This window comes from Escherichia sp. MOD1-EC5495 (genome assembly GCF_002965965.1).
Taxonomy (GTDB): domain Bacteria; phylum Pseudomonadota; class Gammaproteobacteria; order Enterobacterales; family Enterobacteriaceae; genus Escherichia; species Escherichia ruysiae.
Map to the genome: position 1 here is coordinate 36,385 of NZ_PTRI01000016.1, position 18,799 is coordinate 55,183.

General features: G+C 52.5%; 17 protein-coding genes and 1 pseudogene. 13 read left to right on the forward strand and 5 right to left on the reverse strand.

Annotated features, from left to right (window positions below; translation table 11 throughout):
- Positions 1-495 precede the first annotated feature (495 nt).
- The 4 genes from yjbE to BEG40_RS14180 all read left to right on the forward strand — a co-directional run bounded on the left by yjbE (position 496) and on the right by BEG40_RS14180 (position 4,320).
- Entirely contained in the window at positions 496-738 is a 243-nt protein-coding gene (yjbE, locus tag BEG40_RS14165) for an exopolysaccharide production protein YjbE (protein WP_000757333.1), read from the forward strand.
- A 113-nt stretch (positions 739-851) separates the two neighbouring features.
- A complete protein-coding gene (locus BEG40_RS14170) occupies positions 852-1,490 on the forward strand; it encodes a YjbF family lipoprotein (protein ID WP_105285606.1) in 639 nt (212 codons plus the stop codon).
- The gene (locus BEG40_RS14175) at positions 1,487-2,224 is read left to right on the forward strand and encodes a capsule biosynthesis GfcC family protein (RefSeq protein WP_105285607.1); all 738 of its coding nucleotides are present in this window, start codon (positions 1,487-1,489) and stop codon (positions 2,222-2,224) included. The genes BEG40_RS14170 and BEG40_RS14175 overlap by 4 nt, the downstream gene beginning before the upstream one ends.
- Entirely contained in the window at positions 2,224-4,320 is a 2,097-nt protein-coding gene (locus BEG40_RS14180) for a YjbH domain-containing protein (RefSeq protein ID WP_105285608.1), read from the forward strand. The genes BEG40_RS14175 and BEG40_RS14180 overlap by 1 nt, the downstream gene beginning before the upstream one ends.
- Positions 4,321-4,366: 46 nt before the next feature.
- On the opposite strand, the gene BEG40_RS14185 is transcribed toward BEG40_RS14180, so the two are convergent.
- Positions 4,367-4,645, reverse strand: a complete 279-nt coding sequence (locus BEG40_RS14185) for a hypothetical protein (protein WP_010344805.1) — start codon at positions 4,643-4,645, stop codon at positions 4,367-4,369.
- Here BEG40_RS14185 and BEG40_RS21860 point away from each other — a divergent pair, their 5' ends adjacent.
- Together BEG40_RS21860 and psiE are read left to right on the forward strand one after the other, a co-directional pair.
- Positions 4,646-4,789, forward strand: coding sequence for a hypothetical protein (locus BEG40_RS21860; RefSeq protein ID WP_000487762.1), 144 nt, complete (start codon positions 4,646-4,648; stop codon positions 4,787-4,789).
- A gap of 122 nt (positions 4,790-4,911) precedes the next feature.
- Positions 4,912-5,322, forward strand: coding sequence for a phosphate-starvation-inducible protein PsiE (gene psiE, locus BEG40_RS14190; RefSeq protein WP_000202902.1), 411 nt, complete (start codon positions 4,912-4,914; stop codon positions 5,320-5,322).
- Positions 5,323-5,415: 93 nt separating this feature from the next.
- On the opposite strand, the gene malG is transcribed toward psiE, so the two are convergent.
- The 3 genes from malG to malE all read right to left on the reverse strand — a co-directional run bounded on the left by malG (position 5,416) and on the right by malE (position 9,435).
- Positions 5,416-6,306 carry a maltose ABC transporter permease MalG gene (malG, locus tag BEG40_RS14195; protein WP_001252052.1) on the reverse strand — a complete coding sequence of 297 codons (891 nt, stop codon included), beginning with the start codon at positions 6,304-6,306 and terminating at the stop codon, positions 5,416-5,418.
- Between the two features lie 14 nt (positions 6,307-6,320).
- Entirely contained in the window at positions 6,321-7,865 is a 1,545-nt protein-coding gene (gene malF / locus BEG40_RS14200; RefSeq protein ID WP_010352841.1) for a maltose ABC transporter permease MalF, read from the reverse strand.
- Positions 7,866-8,244: 379 nt separating this feature from the next.
- The gene (gene malE / locus BEG40_RS14205; RefSeq protein WP_000695404.1) at positions 8,245-9,435 is read right to left on the reverse strand and encodes a maltose/maltodextrin ABC transporter substrate-binding protein MalE; all 1,191 of its coding nucleotides are present in this window, start codon (positions 9,433-9,435) and stop codon (positions 8,245-8,247) included.
- Positions 9,436-9,799: 364 nt separating this feature from the next.
- Here malE and malK point away from each other — a divergent pair, with 364 nt between their 5' ends.
- The 5 genes and pseudogenes from malK (at position 9,800) to ubiA (ending at position 14,905) form a co-directional block, all read left to right on the forward strand.
- Complete coding sequence (gene malK / locus BEG40_RS14210; RefSeq protein WP_000179159.1) at positions 9,800-10,915, forward strand: maltose/maltodextrin ABC transporter ATP-binding protein MalK; 1,116 nt, start codon at positions 9,800-9,802, stop codon at positions 10,913-10,915.
- Positions 10,916-10,987: 72 nt separating this feature from the next.
- Positions 10,988-12,328, forward strand: a complete 1,341-nt coding sequence (gene lamB / locus BEG40_RS14215; protein WP_000973648.1) for a maltoporin LamB — start codon at positions 10,988-10,990, stop codon at positions 12,326-12,328.
- Between the two features lie 151 nt (positions 12,329-12,479).
- Positions 12,480-13,342 (forward strand): annotated as a pseudogene (malM, locus tag BEG40_RS14220) (maltose operon protein MalM).
- A 180-nt stretch (positions 13,343-13,522) separates the two neighbouring features.
- The gene (gene ubiC, locus BEG40_RS14225) at positions 13,523-14,020 is read left to right on the forward strand and encodes a chorismate lyase (RefSeq protein WP_000019214.1); all 498 of its coding nucleotides are present in this window, start codon (positions 13,523-13,525) and stop codon (positions 14,018-14,020) included.
- Positions 14,021-14,032: 12 nt separating this feature from the next.
- Positions 14,033-14,905 (forward strand): 4-hydroxybenzoate octaprenyltransferase, encoded by an 873-nt coding sequence (gene ubiA / locus BEG40_RS14230; RefSeq protein WP_105285609.1) that lies wholly within the window; start codon positions 14,033-14,035, stop codon positions 14,903-14,905.
- A 151-nt stretch (positions 14,906-15,056) separates the two neighbouring features.
- On the opposite strand, the gene plsB is transcribed toward ubiA, so the two are convergent.
- Positions 15,057-17,480, reverse strand: coding sequence for a glycerol-3-phosphate 1-O-acyltransferase PlsB (gene plsB, locus BEG40_RS14235; RefSeq protein ID WP_105285637.1), 2,424 nt, complete (start codon positions 17,478-17,480; stop codon positions 15,057-15,059).
- 169 nt (positions 17,481-17,649) lie between these two features.
- On the opposite strand from plsB, the gene dgkA reads away from it, so the two are divergent.
- Both dgkA and lexA read left to right on the forward strand, forming a co-directional pair.
- Entirely contained in the window at positions 17,650-18,018 is a 369-nt protein-coding gene (dgkA, locus tag BEG40_RS14240) for a diacylglycerol kinase (protein WP_000002906.1), read from the forward strand.
- Positions 18,019-18,127: 109 nt separating this feature from the next.
- Positions 18,128-18,736, forward strand: a complete 609-nt coding sequence (gene lexA / locus BEG40_RS14245; RefSeq protein WP_000646078.1) for a transcriptional repressor LexA — start codon at positions 18,128-18,130, stop codon at positions 18,734-18,736.
- The last annotated feature ends 63 nt before the right edge of the window (positions 18,737-18,799 follow it).

An 18,799-nucleotide genomic window follows, 5' to 3' on the forward strand; every position in this document is an offset into this window, starting at 1 on the left:
ATGTCGCTACGTAGGCCGGATAAGGCGTTTACGCCGCATCCGGCAACCGGTGCCTGATGCGACGCGGTCGCGTCTTATCAGGCCTACAGGTCGATGCCGATATGTACATCGTATTCGGCAATTAATACATAGCACGATTGATTTAATAACCTTAATAACAATGCCGACTATAAGTCGGCATTGTTTTATCAGATAAATCCTCTTGTCTGTGATTTAACGAAAATCATACCGTGAGGTTAATCCTAAAATAGATTTTCAGTCTGTAATCATTTCGGAATATACGCAGGTTAATCGCTTTTGTATTTATTTTAACCTCATGATTAACATGATTATTTATATATAATAAAAAATATATAATTGCTATTCATTCCAATTATCCTAAAACCCCATAACTAATTCCCCACGCCGTAATCCACATGCTTTAGTTGTGTATACTCGATTCCGCCCGAAATGTTTTTGGGTAAATCTCCATTCATTCAATGAAGGGAAATTGTTATGAAAAAAGTTCTGTATGGCATTTTTGCCATATCTGCGCTTGCGGCGACTTCTGCGTGGGCTGCACCTGTACAGGTGGGCGAAGCGGCAGGGTCGGCAGCAACGTCGGTTTCGGCGGGTAGTTCCTCCGCGACCAGCGTTAGCACCGTAAGCTCGGCGGTGGGTGTCGCGCTCGCGGCAACCGGTGGCGGCGATGGTTCTAATACCGGGACCACCACAACCACGACCACCAGTACCCAGTAATAACGTATGTATCCCCAAAATAATTCGAGTCATTGCATCTGTGGCTTGAAGTATGAAGGGATTTACCATAACCACACTCCGATGTGGTTATTCTGCCCCTCTGGAGAAGAGTCGTGAAGCGACCTGCACTCATTCTTATCTGCCTGTTATTACAGGCGTGTTCAGCCTCGACTAAAGAGCTGGGCAATTCACTGTGGGACAGTCTGTTCGGCACGCCAGGCGTACAGCTGACGGACGATGATATTCAAAATATGCCCTACGCCAGCCAGTACATGCAGTTTAATGGCGGGCCGCAGTTATTTGTGGTGCTGGCCTTCGCTGAAAACGGACAACAAAAATGGGTCACTCAGGATCAGGCCACTCTCGTTACCCAACATGACCGTCTGGTGAAGACTCTGCTCGGCGGCGACAACCTGATTGAGGTGAATAACCTTGCTGCCGATCCGCTGATCAAACCTGCACAAATCGTTGATGGCGCAACCTGGACGCGCACGATGGGCTGGACCGAGTACCAGCAGGTGCGCTACGCCACCGCACGCTCGGTCTTCAAATGGGCTGGCACCGATACCGTCAAAGTCGGCAGCGATGAAACCCCGGTTCGCGTGCTGGACGAAGAAGTCTCCACCGACCAGGCGCGATGGCATAACCGCTACTGGATCGACAGCGAAGGGCAAATTCGCCAGTCGGAACAGTATCTCGGCGCGGATTACTTCCCGGTGAAAACCACTCTCATCAAGGCGGCAAAACAATGATTAAACAAACTATTGTCGCGTTGCTTTTGAGCGTGGGAGCGTCATCGGTCTTTGCGGCAGGCACCGTCAAGGTGTTCAGCAATGGTAGTAGTGAGGCCAAAACGCTGACGGGCGCGGAGCATTTAATCGATCTGGTAGGCCAACCACGGCTGGCAAACAGCTGGTGGCCTGGTGCGGTGATTAGCGAAGAGCGGGCAACGGCGGCAGCATTGCGGCAGCAGCAGGCGTTGTTGACGCGGCTGGCAGAACAGGCCGCAGATTCCAGCGCCGACGATGCAGCCGCGATCAACGCCTTACGCCAGCAAATTCAGGCGTTGAAAGTGACGGGCAGGCAAAAAATCAATCTTGATCCCGATATCGTCCGCGTTGCCGAACGCGGCAACCCGCCGTTGCAGGGTAATTACACGCTGTGGGTGGGTTCCGCGCCGTCCACGGTCACGTTGTTCGGGCTTATCAGCCGTCCTGGCAAGCAGCCATTCACTCCAGGTCGCGATGTGGCGAGCTATCTCTCCGGTCAGAAGCTGCTTAGCAGTGCAGATCGTAGCTACGCGTGGGTGGTTTACCCGGATGGACGCACGCAAAAAGCGCCGGTGGCTTACTGGAACAAGCGTCACGTAGAGCCGATGCCCGGCAGCATTATTTATGTTGGCCTGGCGGACTCCGCCTGGAGTAAGACGCCTGATGCCCTGAACGCCGACATTCTTCAGACTCTGACGCAGCGGATACCGCAATAATGAAAAAAAGACATCTGCTTAGCTTACTGGCGCTGGGCATTAGCACGGCCTGCTACGGCGAAACGTATCCTGCGCCTATTGGCCCATCGCAATCGGACTTCGGCGGCGTCGGTCTGTTACAAACGCCTACCGCCCGTATGGCGCGGGAAGGGGAGTTGAGTTTGAACTATCGTGATAACGATCAGTACCGTTATTACTCTGCTTCAGTGCAACTCTTCCCGTGGCTGGAAACAACGCTGCGCTACACCGATGTGCGCACCCGGCAGTACAGCAGCGTCGAAGCGTTCTCTGGCGATCAAACGTATAAAGATAAAGCCTTCGATCTCAAACTGCGTTTGTGGGAAGAGAGTTACTGGCTGCCGCAAGTGGCGGTTGGTGCGCGGGATATCGGCGGTACGGGGCTGTTTGATGCGGAATATCTGGTCGCCAGCAAAGCCTGGGGGCCGTTCGATTTTACACTCGGCCTGGGCTGGGGATATCTGGGCACCAGCGGTAATGTGAAAAATCCGCTCTGTTCAGCCAGTGATAAATATTGCTATCGCGATAACAGCTATAAACAGGCGGGATCTATCGACGGCAGCCAGATGTTCCACGGCCCAGCCTCACTGTTTGGCGGCGTGGAATACCAGACCCCCTGGCAGCCGCTGCGCCTGAAACTAGAGTATGAAGGCAATAATTATCAGCAGGATTTTGCCGGGAAGCTGGAGCAAAAAAGTAAGTTTAACGTCGGGGCGATTTATCGCGTTACCGATTGGGCCGACGTTAACCTTAGCTATGAACGCGGCAATACCTTTATGTTTGGCGTTACGCTGCGCACCAACTTTAACGATCTACGTCCTTCGTACAACGATAACGCCCGCCCGCAATATCAACCGCAGCCACAGGATGCCATTTTGCAGCATTCGGTGGTGGCGAATCAGCTAACACTGTTGAAATATAACGCCGGACTGGCCGATCCGCAGATCCAGGCGAAAGGCGATACGCTGTATGTTACCGGCGAGCAGGTGAAATATCGTGATTCGCGCGAAGGGATCATCCGTGCTAATCGGATCGTGATGAACGATCTGCCGGATGGGATCAAAACGATCCGTATCACGGAAAACCGCCTTAACATGCCGCAGGTGACGACGGAAACCGATGTCGCCAGCCTGAAAAATCATCTCGCCGGCGAGCTGCTTGGGCATGAAACGAAGCTGGCGCAAAAACGCGTCGAGCCGGTGGTTCCGCAGTCCACCGAGCAGGGCTGGTATATCGACAAATCGCGCTTTGATTTCCATATCGATCCGGTGCTGAACCAGTCAGTCGGTGGCCCGGAAAACTTTTACATGTACCAACTAGGCGTGATGGGAACGGCGGATTTGTGGCTGACGGACCATCTGCTCACCACCGGCAGCCTGTTTGCTAACCTTGCCAACAATTACGACAAGTTTAACTACACCAATCCACCGCAGGACTCGCACTTACCGCGCGTTCGTACCCATGTGCGTGAATATGTGCAGAACGATGTCTATGTGAATAACCTGCAAGCCAACTACTTCCAGCATCTGGGCAACGGCTTCTACGGGCAGATTTATGGCGGTTATCTCGAAACCATGTTTGGCGGCGCGGGGGCAGAAGTATTGTATCGCCCGCTGGACAGCAACTGGGCGTTTGGTCTGGACGCCAACTACGTTAAACAGCGCGACTGGCGTAGTGCAAAAGATATGATGAAATTCACCGACTACAGCGTGAAAACCGGACATCTGACCGCATACTGGACGCCATCTTTCGCTCAGGATGTGTTAGTGAAAGCCAGCGTCGGGCAGTATCTGGCAGGGGATAAAGGCGGCACGCTGGAGATCGCCAAACGCTTTGATAGCGGCGTGGTGGTGGGTGGCTATGCCACGATCACGAATGTTTCGAAAGAGGAGTACGGCGAAGGGGACTTCACCAAAGGCGTGTATGTCTCTGTACCGTTGGATCTCTTCTCGTCTGGCCCGACACGCAGCCGTGCGGCAATTGGCTGGACGCCGCTGACGCGTGACGGTGGTCAGCAACTTGGGCGTAAGTTCCAGTTGTATGACATGACCAGCGACCGAAGCGTGAATTTCCGCTAAGTCTTGGGAAAGGTGCCAGTTTTCGCAATCACTGGCACCCTCATTCTTAATGACCTGTTGAGCCATCAGGAACGCAGTTCACCCCCGGTTTGCGATCTGGTGTGTAAAGGCGAAAACATTCTGTCTTCCTGTCCGTCGATATCGGTTGCAGGTCTGATTGCCTGAGCGACTGAGCCATCATTGGGCTGGAGACATTGCTTTGCGGAAGGTCGGCTTTATCAGCAGTACCGAGCGGACCGGCAAAAGCAGGAAGAACAGAGACTGATAACAACAAAGCAGCAAAATAAGGCTTCATTTTTACCACCTTTATCAGGTTACGTTTCATTTGTTCCAGAGGAACATTGTCGATTTTTCGCGTATTGCTGGTGGCTGGGAATCACCTGAATGGGTGATTTTTGCAGTACAGGCTATGGTGCGGTTTGTCTTGCCGGATGCGCCGCCAGGCGCGGCTTATCCAGCCTACGGGTAGGCACATCCGATGTTGGTGGGGGCGTCCTAACACCAGGTTGAACAAAACATACACAAAAAATATAGATCCCCGTCACATTTTTGCGTTATACAGGAAGCTCGCCACTGAGTTGGAGAGCTGTTATGACGTCGTTATCTCGTCCGCGCGTGGAGTTTATCTCCACCATTTTGCAGACCGTACTCAATCTTGGCCTGTTGTGCCTCGGCCTGATTCTGGTTGTCTTCCTCGGCAAAGAAACGGTGCATCTGGCTGATGTGCTGTTCGCGCCAGAACAAACCAGCAAATATGAGCTGGTGGAAGGGCTGGTGGTTTACTTTCTCTATTTCGAATTTATCGCCCTGATTGTGAAGTACTTCCAGTCCGGTTTTCACTTCCCGCTACGTTACTTTGTCTATATCGGGATCACCGCCATTGTGCGCTTGATCATCGTCGATCATAAATCGCCACTGGATGTGTTGATCTACTCGGCAGCGATCCTGCTACTGGTGATCACCCTGTGGTTGTGTAATTCGAAACGGCTGAAGCGGGAGTAAAAAAAGGCGCTCCAGGGAGCGCCGAATAACAGTCACAAGTTGGGATAACGTAAGTTGAGGGTGCAGCGGCATAACATTGGCAGAACAACATCTTTAACCTTTCACACCACCTGCCGTCAGGCCGTTGACCAGCCAGCGTTGAGCCAGCAAGAAGACGATGGTGATCGGTAATGCAGACATTACGGCAGCGGCGGCAAAATCGCCCCACAGGTAGTTTTGCGGGTTGAGGTATTGCTGCATTCCCACGGCCAGGGTGTAGCTGTTCACGTCACGCAGTAACAACGATGCGACCGGAACTTCAGTAATGGCAGCGATAAACGACAGGATGAACACCACCGCCAGAATCGGTACTGACAGCGGCAGCAGTACGAGGCGGAAGGCCTGCCACGGTGTCGCACCGTCCAGCGCCGCCGCTTCTTCCAGCGAGCCGTCGATCGTTTCGAAATAACCTTTAATCGTCCAGACGTGCAGCGCAATCCCGCCTAGGTAAGCAAAGATAACGCCGCCGTGGGTATTCAGACCGATAAACGGAATGTACTCACCCAGACGGTCAAACAACGCATACAACGCCACCAGTGAGAGTACCGCCGGGAACATCTGGAAAATCAGCATTCCTTTCAGCAGCGTCGCTTTGCCAGGGAAGCGCATACGGGCGAAGGCGTAGGCGCAGGTGGTGGAGAGCGCCACGATACCAATCGCGGAAATCCCGGCGACCTTTACCGAGTTCCACAGCCACAGCAGTACCGGGAATGGCGGTGGCGTAATGCGACCATCGGCCTGTTCAACGCTAAAGCCTAACGCCAGTTTCCAGTGATCCCACGAGATTTGTTCCGGGATCAGGCTGCCTGTCGCGAAGTTCCCTTGGCGCAGCGAGATTGCGACGACCATCAGCAGCGGGAACATAATCGCCGCGATAAAAAGTAGCAGTAGCAGGTGAGTAATAAACAAACGTGCTTTTTGTGATTTCGGTTGGACCATTGCCATTTTTGTTATCTCCCTTAATCAAACTTCATTCGCGTGGCTTTCAGGTTCACTATCGCCAGCGCGCCTACCAGCAGGAAGATCAGCGTGGCAATTGCTGCCGCCAGACCGAAGTCCTGACCTCCGCCGCCTTCAAAGGCGATACGGTAGGTGTAGTTAACGAGCAGGTCGGTATAACCGGCTGGCGTGGTGGTGCCAAGGCGATCCGGGCCACCGTTGGTCAACAGTTGGATCAGTACGAAGTTGTTAAAGTTAAAGGCGAAGCTGGCGATCATCAGCGGCGTCAGCGGCTTGATCAGCAACGGCAGCGTGATTTTAAAGAAGTTCTGGAATGGACCTGCGCCATCCATCGCTGAGGCTTCATACAGATCGTCAGGAATCGCTTTCAGCAAGCCCATGCAGAGGATCATCATGTACGGATAACCCAGCCAGGTGTTGACGATAATCAGCATCGTCCGTGCGGTAGTCGGGTCGCTGAACCAGGCGGGCTTCACGCCAAACAGCGCGCTCAGCATCATGTTGATTTCACCGAAGCTCTGGTTGAACAATCCTTTGAAAATCAAAATTGAAATAAACGATGGCACCGCGTAGGGCAGAATCAGCAGTACGCGGTAGATAGCTTTGCCGCGCAACGCTTCCCATTGCACCAGACAGGCCAGCACCATGCCGACTGCAACCGTTAAAAAGACAGTGATCAGTGAGAACATCACGGTCCAGACGAAAATCGCGAGGAACGGTTTCTGAATGCCTTCGTCGGTGAAGACGCGGGTAAAGTTTTTCCAGCCGGTAGTCACGGTGTAACCCGGGCTGAGTTTGTCGTCGCCCCAGTTGCCATCGGCGGTGATGGACTGGTAAAAGCCGATCTGGTCATTCGGACGATATTTTACGCCACTCTGGTTATTGGTCAGCGTACCGTCATCGCCCAGTGTGTAGAGCGGTTGAGTGCCAGAAAACTGACGCAGGGAGCTCATCATCACTTTGTTGTCATCCGGGAGGATGGCGGTAATGTTGCTCAGTGCCTGACGATTTTGGGTAATCACGCGCAGATTTGCGCGCTCGCCTTCAGGCTGTGTGGCGCTTTCTTTCAGTTGCAGCTTTTGCTCGCCGCCAAATTTAAAGGCGTCGGAGAGATAATGCTTACCGGTTTCGCCATCGGTGAGCGCCAGTTGCCACTCATCACCTGCCGGATAAAGCCCGAAGTTATAGGTTTTGCCCGCTTGCCAGGAACGATCTAACAGAACTTCCTGGGCGCGTTCAAAAGTTAGCTGGTTAGTGCTGCTGTAGTTGGTAAAAGCAATGGCGATGGTACACACCAGAGGGAAGAGCACGAACAGCCCCATTCCTGCCATTCCCGGATAAACATAGCGCCAGGCGTAGGCTTTCCGGTTGGCGAAAATATACAGTCCCGCAGAACTTAAAATCAGCGTGGTAATGGCGAACAGGTACTCCCCTTGTGCGTACATTAAAACAACAAGGTAACCCACCAGCAGGCCAAGCAGACCTAACACTGACCATTTCAGTGCGTCGCTTTGCCACCAATGTTTCTTTTTAATGACATCCATGGGGTTCTTCCTCATTCCTGGACGGATAAATGATTACACCGCATCCGGTAACAACTGCCTGATGCGGCGCTGGCGCGTCTTATCAGGCTTACGTACAGTTCGTTTTTCCAGGTCGGATGAAGCATTTACGCCGCTCCGACAACAACCGCCTGATGCGACGCTGACGCGTCTTATCAGGCCTACATATGTTTCGGTTTCGTAGGCCGGATAAGGCGTTCACGCCGCATCCGGCATTTAGTTTTGTATGTCGGATGAAGCATTTACGCCGTACCCGACAATAACCGCCTGATGCGACGCTGAGGCGTCTTATCAGGTCTACATATGTTTCGGTTTCGTAGGCCGGATAAGGCGTTCACGCCGCATCCGGCATTTAGCAGCATTACTTGGTGATACGACCCTGTGCATCTTTCAGCGCGGCATCAACAGTCTGACGACCGCTGGCGGCGTTGATCACTGCGGTACGCACGGCATACCAGAAGGCGGACATCTGCGGGATGTTCGGCATGATTTCACCGTTCTTGGCGTTATCCATAGTGGCGGCAATGCGTTGATCTTTCGCCAGCTGATCCTGGTAAGACTTCAGCGCCACGGCACCCAGCGGTTTATCTTTATTTACCGCTTCCAGCCCTTCGTCAGTCAGCAGGTAGTTTTCGAGGAACTCTTTTGCCAGTTCTTTGTTCGGGCTGGCAGCGTTGATGCCTGCACTCAGAACGCCAACGAACGGTTTGGAAGGTTGTCCCTTGAAGGTCGGCAGCAGCGTCACACCGTAGTTCACTTTGCTGGTGTCAATGTTGGACCATGCCCACGGACCGTTGATGGTCATCGCCGTTTCACCTTTGTTAAAGGCCGCCTCTGCGATGGAGTAATCAGTATCCGCATTCATGTGTTTGTTTTTAACCAGATCAACCAAGAAGGTCAGACCCGCTTTCGCGCCAGCATTATCCACACCAACGTCTTTCACATTGTATTTGTCGTTTTCATACTTGAACGCATAACCACCGTCGGCAGCAATCAGCGGCCAGGTGAAGTACGGTTCTTGCAGGTTGAACATCAGCGCGCTCTTACCTTTCGCTTTCAGTTCTTTATCCAGCGCCGGGATTTCTTCCCAGGTTTTTGGCGGGTTCGGCAGCAGGTCTTTGTTATAAATCAGCGATAATGCTTCAACGGCAATCGGATAAGCAATCAGTTTGCCGTTATAACGTACAGCGTCCCAGGTAAACGGATACAGCTTGTCCTGTAACGCTTTGTCTGGGGATATTTCAGCCAACAGGCCAGATTGGGCATAGCCGCCAAAGCGGTCGTGCGCCCAGAAAATAATGTCCGGACCATCGCCAGTGGCCGCAACCTGAGGGAATTTCTCTTCCAGCTTATCTGGGTGCTCAACGGTGACTTTAATTCCGGTATCTTTCTCGAATTTCTTACCCACTTCTGCGAGGCCGTTGTAGCCTTTATCGCCGTTGATCCAGATTACCAGTTTACCTTCTTCGATTTTGGCGAGAGCCGAGGCGGAAAACATCATCGTCGTCAAAACAGATAATGCGAGGATGCGTGCACCTGTTTTTATTTTCATAATCTCTGGTCCTTGTTGGTGAAGTGCTTGTGAAAACGCCTGAACGGACTCTAGTTTCTTTATACGGCAACCTCTTTCCATCCTCCTTGCCCCTACGCCCCACCTTCGTTTTATGTGATCTGCATCGCAGAAACAGCAGTATTGCGGGAAGGCGCACACAAAATTGCCATGTTTTTTGCAAGCAATATCACGAATTTCCTTACTTTCCCTCGGATTAGTATGCAGAGCCCATCTTCTCATCCTCCCGCCTCCTCCCCCATAAAAAAGCCAGGGGGGGGAGGATTTAAGCCATCTTCCGATGACGCATAGTCACTGCATCATGAATGTTGCTGTCGATGACAGGTTGTAACGAAGGGAGAAGGGCATGGCGAGCGTACAGCTACAAAATGTAACGAAGGCCTGGGGGGATGTGGTGGTATCGAAAGATATCAACCTCGACATCCACGAAGGTGAGTTCGTGGTGTTTGTCGGACCATCTGGCTGCGGTAAATCTACTTTACTGCGCATGATTGCCGGTCTTGAGACGATCACCAGCGGCGACCTGTTCATCGATGAAAAACGAATGAATGACACCCCGCCAGCAGAACGCGGCGTCGGCATGGTGTTCCAGTCCTATGCGCTCTATCCCCATCTGTCTGTGGCAGAAAATATGTCGTTTGGCCTGAAACTGGCAGGCGCGAAGAAAGAGGTCATCAACCAGCGTGTTAACCAGGTGGCGGAAGTGCTGCAACTGGCGCATTTGCTGGATCGCAAACCGAAGGCGCTCTCCGGCGGACAGCGTCAACGTGTGGCGATTGGTCGTACGCTGGTGGCCGAGCCAAGCGTGTTTTTACTCGATGAACCGCTTTCCAACCTCGATGCTGCGCTGCGTGTACAGATGCGTATCGAAATTTCCCGTCTGCATAAACGCCTGGGGCGCACGATGATTTACGTCACCCACGATCAGGTCGAAGCGATGACGTTGGCCGACAAAATCGTGGTGCTGGACGCCGGTCGCGTGGCGCAGGTCGGGAAGCCGCTTGAGTTGTATCACTATCCGGCCGACCGCTTTGTCGCCGGTTTTATCGGTTCACCGAAGATGAACTTTTTGCCGGTGAAAGTAACCGCCGTTGCAATCGATCAAGTCCAGGTTGAGCTGCCGATGCCAAACCTCCAGCAGGTCTGGCTGCCGGTTGAAAGCCATAACGTTCAGGTCGGCGCCAACATGTCGCTGGGCATTCGCCCAGAACATTTACTGCCAAGCGATATCGCCGACGTCATCCTTGAGGGTGAAGTTCAGGTGGTCGAGCAGCTCGGCAACGAAACGCAAATTCATATCCAGATCCCTTCCATTCGTCAAAACCTGGTGTACCGCCAGTCTGACGTGGTGTTGGTAGAAGAAGGTGCCACATTCGCTATCGGCCTGCCGCCAGAGCGTTGCCATCTGTTCCGTGAGGATGGCACTGCATGTCGTCGACTGCATCAGGAGCCGGGCGTTTAAGCACCCCTACAAAAGACACAAAGCCTGTAACAGGCGATGTGAAAAAAGAAAAGCAATGACTCAGGAGATAGAATGATGATTACTCTGCGCAAACTTCCTCTGGCGGTTGCCGTCGCAGCAGGCGTAATGTCTGCTCAGGCAATGGCTGTGGATTTCCACGGTTACGCCCGTTCCGGGATCGGCTGGACAGGGAGCGGCGGTGAACAACAGTGTTTCCAGACCACTGGCGCTCAAAGTAAATACCGTCTTGGCAACGAATGTGAAACTTATGCTGAATTAAAATTGGGTCAGGAAGTGTGGAAAGAGGGCGATAAGAGCTTCTATTTCGACACTAACGTGGCCTATTCCGTAGCACAACAGAATGACTGGGAAGCCACCGATCCGGCCTTCCGTGAAGCGAACGTGCAGGGGAAAAACCTGATTGAATGGCTGCCTGGTGCCACCATTTGGGCCGGTAAGCGTTTCTATCAGCGTCATGACGTTCATATGATCGACTTCTACTACTGGGATATTTCTGGTCCTGGTGCCGGTCTGGAAAACATCGACGTTGGCTTCGGTAAACTTTCTCTGGCAGCAACGCGTTCTTCTGAAGCGGGCGGTTCTTCTTCTTTCGCCAGCAACAATATCTATGACTATACCAATGAGACTGCGAACGACGTCTTCGACGTGCGTTTAGCGCAGATGGAAATTAACCCCGGCGGCACCCTGGAGCTGGGTGTTGACTACGGTCGCGCTAACCTGCGTGATAACTATCGTCTGGTTGATGGCGCATCGAAAGATGGCTGGATGTTCACTGCCGAGCATACCCAGAGCATCCTGAAAGGCTTCAACAAGTTTGTTGTTCAGTACGCTACTGACTCGATGACCTCGCAGGGTAAAGGTCTGTCGCAGGGTTCTGGCGTTGCGTTTGATAACGAAAAATTTGCCTACAATATCAACAATAACGGTCACCTGCTGCGTATCCTCGATCACGGTGCGATCTCCATGGGCGACAACTGGGACATGATGTACGTGGGTATGTACCAGGATATCAACTGGGATAACGACAACGGCACCAAATGGTGGACCGTCGGTATTCGTCCAATGTACAAGTGGACGCCTATCATGAGTACCTTGCTGGAAGTGGGCTACGACAACGTCGAATCCCAGCGTACTGGCGACAAGAACAATCAGTACAAAATCACCCTCGCACAACAATGGCAGGCTGGCGACAGCATCTGGTCACGCCCGGCTATTCGTGTCTTCGCAACCTACGCCAAGTGGGATGAGAAATGGGGTTATGACTACAACGGTAGCTCCTCTTCCAACCCGAACTACGGCAAAGCTGTTCCGGCGAATTTCGAAGGCGGTAGCTTCGGTCGCGGTGATAGCGATGAGTGGACCTTCGGTGCCCAGATGGAAATCTGGTGGTAATAGCAATGTGTAGGCCGGGTAAGGCGTTTACGCCGCATCCGGCATAAAAATAGGTTGTCATTATCTATAAGGGGCGTAAGCCCCTCTGATTATCGGGTTAAGCGCGCTATTGCCTGGCTACCGCTGAACTCCAGATTTTGAGGTAAAAACAATGAAAATGAATAAAAGTCTCATCGCCCTCTGTTTATCAGCAGGGTTGCTGGCAAGCGCGCCTGGAATCAGCCTTGCCGATGTTAACTACGTGCCGCAAAACACCAGCGATGCGCCAGCCATTCCATCTGCCGCGCTGCAACAATTAACCTGGACGCCAGTCGATCAATCTAAAACCCAGACCACCCAATTGGCGAGCTGACCCTGACTCTGACCAGTGAAGTGAACAAACAAACCAGCGTATTTGCACCGAACGTGCTGATTCTTGATCAGAACATGACACCATCGGCCTTCTTTCCCAGCAGTTATTTCACCTACCAGGAACCTGGTGTGATGAGTGCAGATCGTCTGGAAGGCGTTATGCGCCTGACACCGGCGTTGGGGCAGCAGAAACTTTATGTACTGGTCTTTACCACTGAAAAAGATCTCCAGCAGACGACGCAACTGCTCGATCCGGCAAAAGCCTATGCCAAAGGCGTCGGTAACTCGGTGCCGGATATTCCAGACCCGGTTGCCCGTCATACCACTGATGGTCTGCTGAAACTGAAAGTGAAAACCAACTCCAGCTCCAGCGTGTTGGTGGGGCCGTTGTTTGGTTCTTCCGCTCCAGCTCCGGTTACGGTAGGCAACACTGCGGCACCGGCGACCTACACGGCACCAGCCGCAGCTGCACCTGCTCCGGCACCGGCGAAGAAAAGTGAACCTATGCTCAACGACACGGAAAGTTATTTTAATACCGCGATTAAAAACGCTGTCGCGAAAGGTGATGTTGATAAGGCGTTAAAACTGCTTGATGAAGCTGAACGCCTGGGCTCGACATCTGCTCGTTCCACCTTTATCAGCAGTGTAAAAGGCAAGGGGTAATTACGCCCCACAGTGCTGATTTTGCAACAACTGGTGCGTCTTCGGGCGCACCTTTTTTTTCTCTCCTTCCTGTGATTGTTGCGTTATTGTTGCGTATTAGATCACTTAATATGCTTTACATCTCCCGTTAACGCTTTTCTGCGATACAATGCCTTTACGTTATGTAACGGAGAGTTCGGCATGTCACACCCCGCGTTAACGCAACTGCGTGCGCTGCGCTATTTTGCAGAGATCCCTGCGCTGGAACCGCAACTGCTCGACTGGTTGTTGCTGGAAGATTCCATGACCAAACGTTTTGAACAGCAGGGAAAAACGGTGAGCGTGACGATGATCCGCGAAGGGTTTGTCGAGCAGAATGAAATCCCCGAAGAATTACCGCTGTTGCCGAAAGAATCCCGTTACTGGTTACGTGAGATTTTGTTATGCGCTGATGGAGAACCCTGGCTCGCCGGGCGTACCGTCGTTCCTGTGTCAACGTTAAGCGGCCCTGAGCTGGCGTTACAAAAATTGGGTAAAACGCCGTTAGGTCGCTATCTGTTCACATCATCGACATTAACCCGGGACTTTATTGAGATAGGCCGTGATGCCGGACTGTGGGGGCGACGTTCCCGCCTGCGATTAAGCGGTAAGCCGCTGCTGCTGACCGAACTGTTTTTACCGGCATCACCGTTGTACTAAGAGGAAAAAAATATGGAGTGGAGTCTGACGCAAAATAAGCTGCTGGCGTTTCACCGCTTAATGCGTACGGATAAGCCAATTGGTGCGTTACTGCTGCTCTGGCCAACTTTATGGGCGCTATGGGTGGCGACCCCCGGTGTTCCTCAACTCTGGATCCTGGCGGTGTTTGTTGCTGGCGTCTGGCTGATGCGTGCCGCCGGTTGTGTAGTGAATGACTATGCTGACCGTAAGTTTGATGGTCATGTTAAGCGCACGGCAAACCGACCGCTTCCCAGTGGCGCGGTGACGGAGAAAGAGGCGCGCGCGCTGTTTGTCGTGCTGGTGCTAATTTCGTTCTTACTGGTGCTGACGCTGAATACGATGACTATTCTGTTGTCGATTGCCGCGCTGGTGCTGGCGTGGGTTTACCCGTTTATGAAGCGTTACACCCATCTACCGCAAGTAGTGCTGGGGGCGGCGTTTGGTTGGTCGATTCCAATGGCTTTTGCCGCTGTGAGTGAATCGGTGCCGTTAAGCTGCTGGTTAATGTTCCTCGCCAATATTCTGTGGGCGGTGGCTTACGACACGCAGTATGCGATGGTTGACCGTGACGACGACGTGAAGATTGGCATTAAATCCACTGCGATTCTGTTTGGTCAATACGATAAATTGATTATTGGCATTTTACAGGTTGGCGTACTGGCGCTGATGGCGATTATTGGTGAGTTAAATGGATTAGGCTGGGGATATTACTGGTCAATTCTGGTCGCGGGCGCGCTGTTTGTTTATCAACAAAAACTGATTGCCAATCGCGAGCGTGAAGCCTGTTTTAAAGCGTTTATGAATAATAACTATGTTGGCCTGGTACTGTTTTTAGGGCTGGCAATGAGTTACTGGCATTTCTGATGATGTAAAAAAGCCGGATGGTCATGGTCATCCGGCTTTTTTCTGGGAAAAGCTGCCTGATGCGCTGCGCTTGTCAGGCCTACATAACACATCGCAATTTATTGAATTTGCAGGCCATGGTAGGCCGGATACATCCGGCAACGCTCACCAGTTACCCTTCGCCCTGCGTCGCACTCTCAATCGTTAAGCGCACATCGGACGTAATCAACTCCGCCAGCAACTGATAAACCTTCATCGTTTCTGCCGGTTCTGCATCGCCGCTGTCGCTGATATACCCTTCATCACGCAGCGTCAGCACCAGAGAACTGAACACCGCTTTGTCGAAGAACTCCGGCGCGTTGATGCCGTGCAGTACGGAAAGACGTTGGGCCACAGTGCGGCTCTCTTTCTCCAGCGTACCGCGATTGATCGACGGGTTGGCGCTCAACAGCCAGAAAGTAATCGCATAACGTTGCAGCGTTTCGCGCGCACCTGCGGCAAGCAACTGAAGCGTGCGGGAGTGCGCCGGATTGATATGCAACTCATCATCTTGCAGCGTAATCAGCCCCTGGCGTTGCATTTCATTCGCCAGCGCATCAATAACGCCCGGCAACTCGTCACGCTCCCAGCGCAGGAACAGCTCCGCTTTTAGCATTGGGTAAAGCACATTGACGTGCTCCATCAACACTTCGCGGGAGATGTGCCGATGCTGGGTGACAATTGCTGCCATCAGCGAAGGCAGAACCAACATATGCGCAATGTTGTTGCGATAGTAGGTCATCAGCACCGCTTGCTCGCGCGGCAGGATAATAATGTCGCCGATGGTGTCTTTCTCGACTTCAAACTTGTTCATTTGCAGCGCGTGATCAATCAGCTCACCGGCGCTGGCTGAAGGAACGGTAGAGTCCGTGGAGTAAGGCACGTTGCGCATCAAATCGAGATAACAATTAAGCTGCTCAGTCAATTGCTCGCGAGTGAGTGAACGCTGACGTGACGCCAGCAGCGCAGTACAGCACAGGTTCATGGCGTTAGCCGCGCCTGCGTTGTTAATGCGCACCATCAGATCGGCAGCAATGTTATTGACTGTCGGCGTTAACCAGGCCGGGCGTACAGCTTCGATGGGATCAATAGATTCACGCCAGTCTGGCACGTGCTGGTTGAGATAGGTCATCAACGGCATCGGTTCACCGAAGTTGACATACCCCTGACCGAGATTACGCAGCTTGCTTAAACCGCGCAGCATCTGCGGCAGGCTCTCTTTCTCTTTCGTCGCGCCGCGCAGCTCTTTGGCGTAAGTACCCACTTCCATGACGTGCTCATAACCGATGTAGATCGGAATCAACGTAATCGGACGTGTACCGCCACGCAGCATCGCCTGAATGGTCATCGACAGCGTGCCGGTTTTCGGATCAAGCAAACGCCCTGTACGCGAACGACCGCCTTCCACAAAGTACTCAACGGAATAACCACGGCTGAACAGTTCACCGAGATATTCACGGAAGACGGTAGAGTAGAGTTTATTGCCTTTAAAAGTACGGCGAATAAAGAACGCACCCAGACGGCGGAAAATCGGCCCGGCAGGCCAGAAGTTCAGGTTGATCCCGGCGGCGATATGCGGTGGCACCAGCCCCTGATGATACAACACGTAGGAGAGCAGCAGGTAGTCCATGTGGCTACGGTGGCATGGCACATACACCAGCTCATGACCGTCATGAGCCAGCTGGCGAACGCGTTCGGCATTATGGACGTTGATGCCCTGATAGAGCCGGTTCCAGGTGAAGCTCAGAATACGGTCAGTCAGGCGGATCATCTCGTAAGAGAAATTCGCCGCAATCTCTTCCATCAGCGCAATCGCGTTCTGCTGCGCTTTTTCATGGGAGATTTTTTTGCTGCGTGCTTCATCTTCTACCGCTTTGGCAATTGCACGCGAGGCGAGCAGCTTATTGAACAAATCCTGACGAGCAGGCAAGCGTGGACCCACGGCAGCAAGACGCTGACGGGCAAAGTGCATACGCGCCACACGCGCCAGTTTTTGGGCGATAGTTTTATCTGTGCCGTGTTCATCAGCCATGCGGCGTAGCGAAACTGACGGCGAGAAACGCACAAAGCTATCGCGACCAAGCCACAGTACGGCGAAAAATTTCTGTACGCCGTTGAGCATACGTAGTGGCGGGTTTACTTCGCCTTTTTCACGTCCTGGCGCACGACCAAACATCACCGATACCGGCACCATCTGCACATCCAGATTTGGGTTGCTACGGTGCAGATCGAGATAGTCGTGGAACAGCTTGATAGACTCTTCTTTCGGCGTGTAATAGGTGAAAACACGCGGCCCGCCATGAATAAACACATAGCGCGGCAGTAGCGTGCCGTCTACCTCCAGCGGCTCTAATGGATCAGGCAGGTCATGCGCCAGACACTGGGCGCGCAACGTCAGCAAATCCGCTTTTGAGTTGTACGGTAAAACGTACATAATTGGACGAGAGGTATCGAGCCCCAATTCCGGGGCAGGATCTGCCGGAATAGACTTGCTTTTTACCAGGATGCTTAATGGTAAATTCAGTAATTTGTAGTAAATTCGTGGCCAGCCGGACATAAACGATGTAAAGCCTCTGGTTAATAATGCAAATGCGCGGGAAGGATAGCAGAAAGTCATGGGAAATTCTGTGGTATCCGCTTATGTTTCGCGCGGCGCTACGCTACCGGAATCATCGGATTCAACGGTACACTGATATTGACGCTCATAATGTAAAAAGGTTCTTTCAATGGCCAATAATACCACTGGATTCACTCGAATTATCAAAGCCGCTGGCTATTCCTGGAAAGGTTTACGCGCTGCATGGATCAACGAAGCGGCATTCCGTCAGGAAGGCGTGGCGGTATTGTTGGCGGTGGTCATCGCTTGCTGGCTGGATGTGGACGCGATTACCCGCGTACTGCTTATTAGCTCCGTTATGTTGGTGATGATTGTGGAAATTCTCAATAGCGCCATCGAAGCGGTGGTTGATCGTATTGGCTCTGAATACCACGAGCTTTCCGGGCGGGCAAAAGATATGGGGTCCGCAGCGGTGCTGATCGCGATTATCGTCGCTGTGGCAACCTGGGTTATTCTGTTATGGTCACATTTTGGATAACCCTTCCAGAATTCGATAAATCTCTGGTTTATTGTGTAGTTTATGGTTCCAAAATCGCCTTTTGCTGTATATACTCACAGCATAACTGTATATACACCCAGGGGGCGGAATGAAAGCGTTAACGGCCAGGCAACAAGAGGTGTTTGATCTCATCCGTGATCACATCAGCCAGACAGGTATGCCGCCGACGCGTGCGGAAATCGCGCAGCGTTTGGGGTTCCGTTCCCCAAACGCGGCTGAAGAACATCTGAAGGCGCTGGCACGCAAAGGCGTAATTGAAATTGTTTCCGGCGCATCACGCGGGATTCGTCTGTTGCAGGAAGAGGAAGAAGGGTTGCCGCTGGTAGGTCGTGTGGCTGCCGGTGAACCGCTTCTGGCGCAGCAGCATATTGAAGGTCATTATCAGGTCGATCCTTCCTTGTTCAAGCCGAATGCTGATTTCCTGCTGCGCGTTAGCGGGATGTCGATGAAAGATATCGGCATTATGGATGGCGACTTGCTGGCAGTGCATAAAACTCAGGATGTACGTAACGGTCAGGTCGTTGTCGCACGTATTGATGACGAAGTTACCGTTAAGCGACTGAAAAAACAGGGCAATAAAGTCGAACTGTTGCCAGAAAATAGCGAGTTTAAACCAATTGTCGTTGACCTTCGTCAGCAGAGCTTCACCATTGAAGGGCTGGCGGTTGGAGTTATTCGCAACGGCGACTGGCTGTAACATATCTCTGAGACCGCGATGCCGCCAGGCGTCGCGGTTTGTTTTTCATCTCTCTTCATCAGG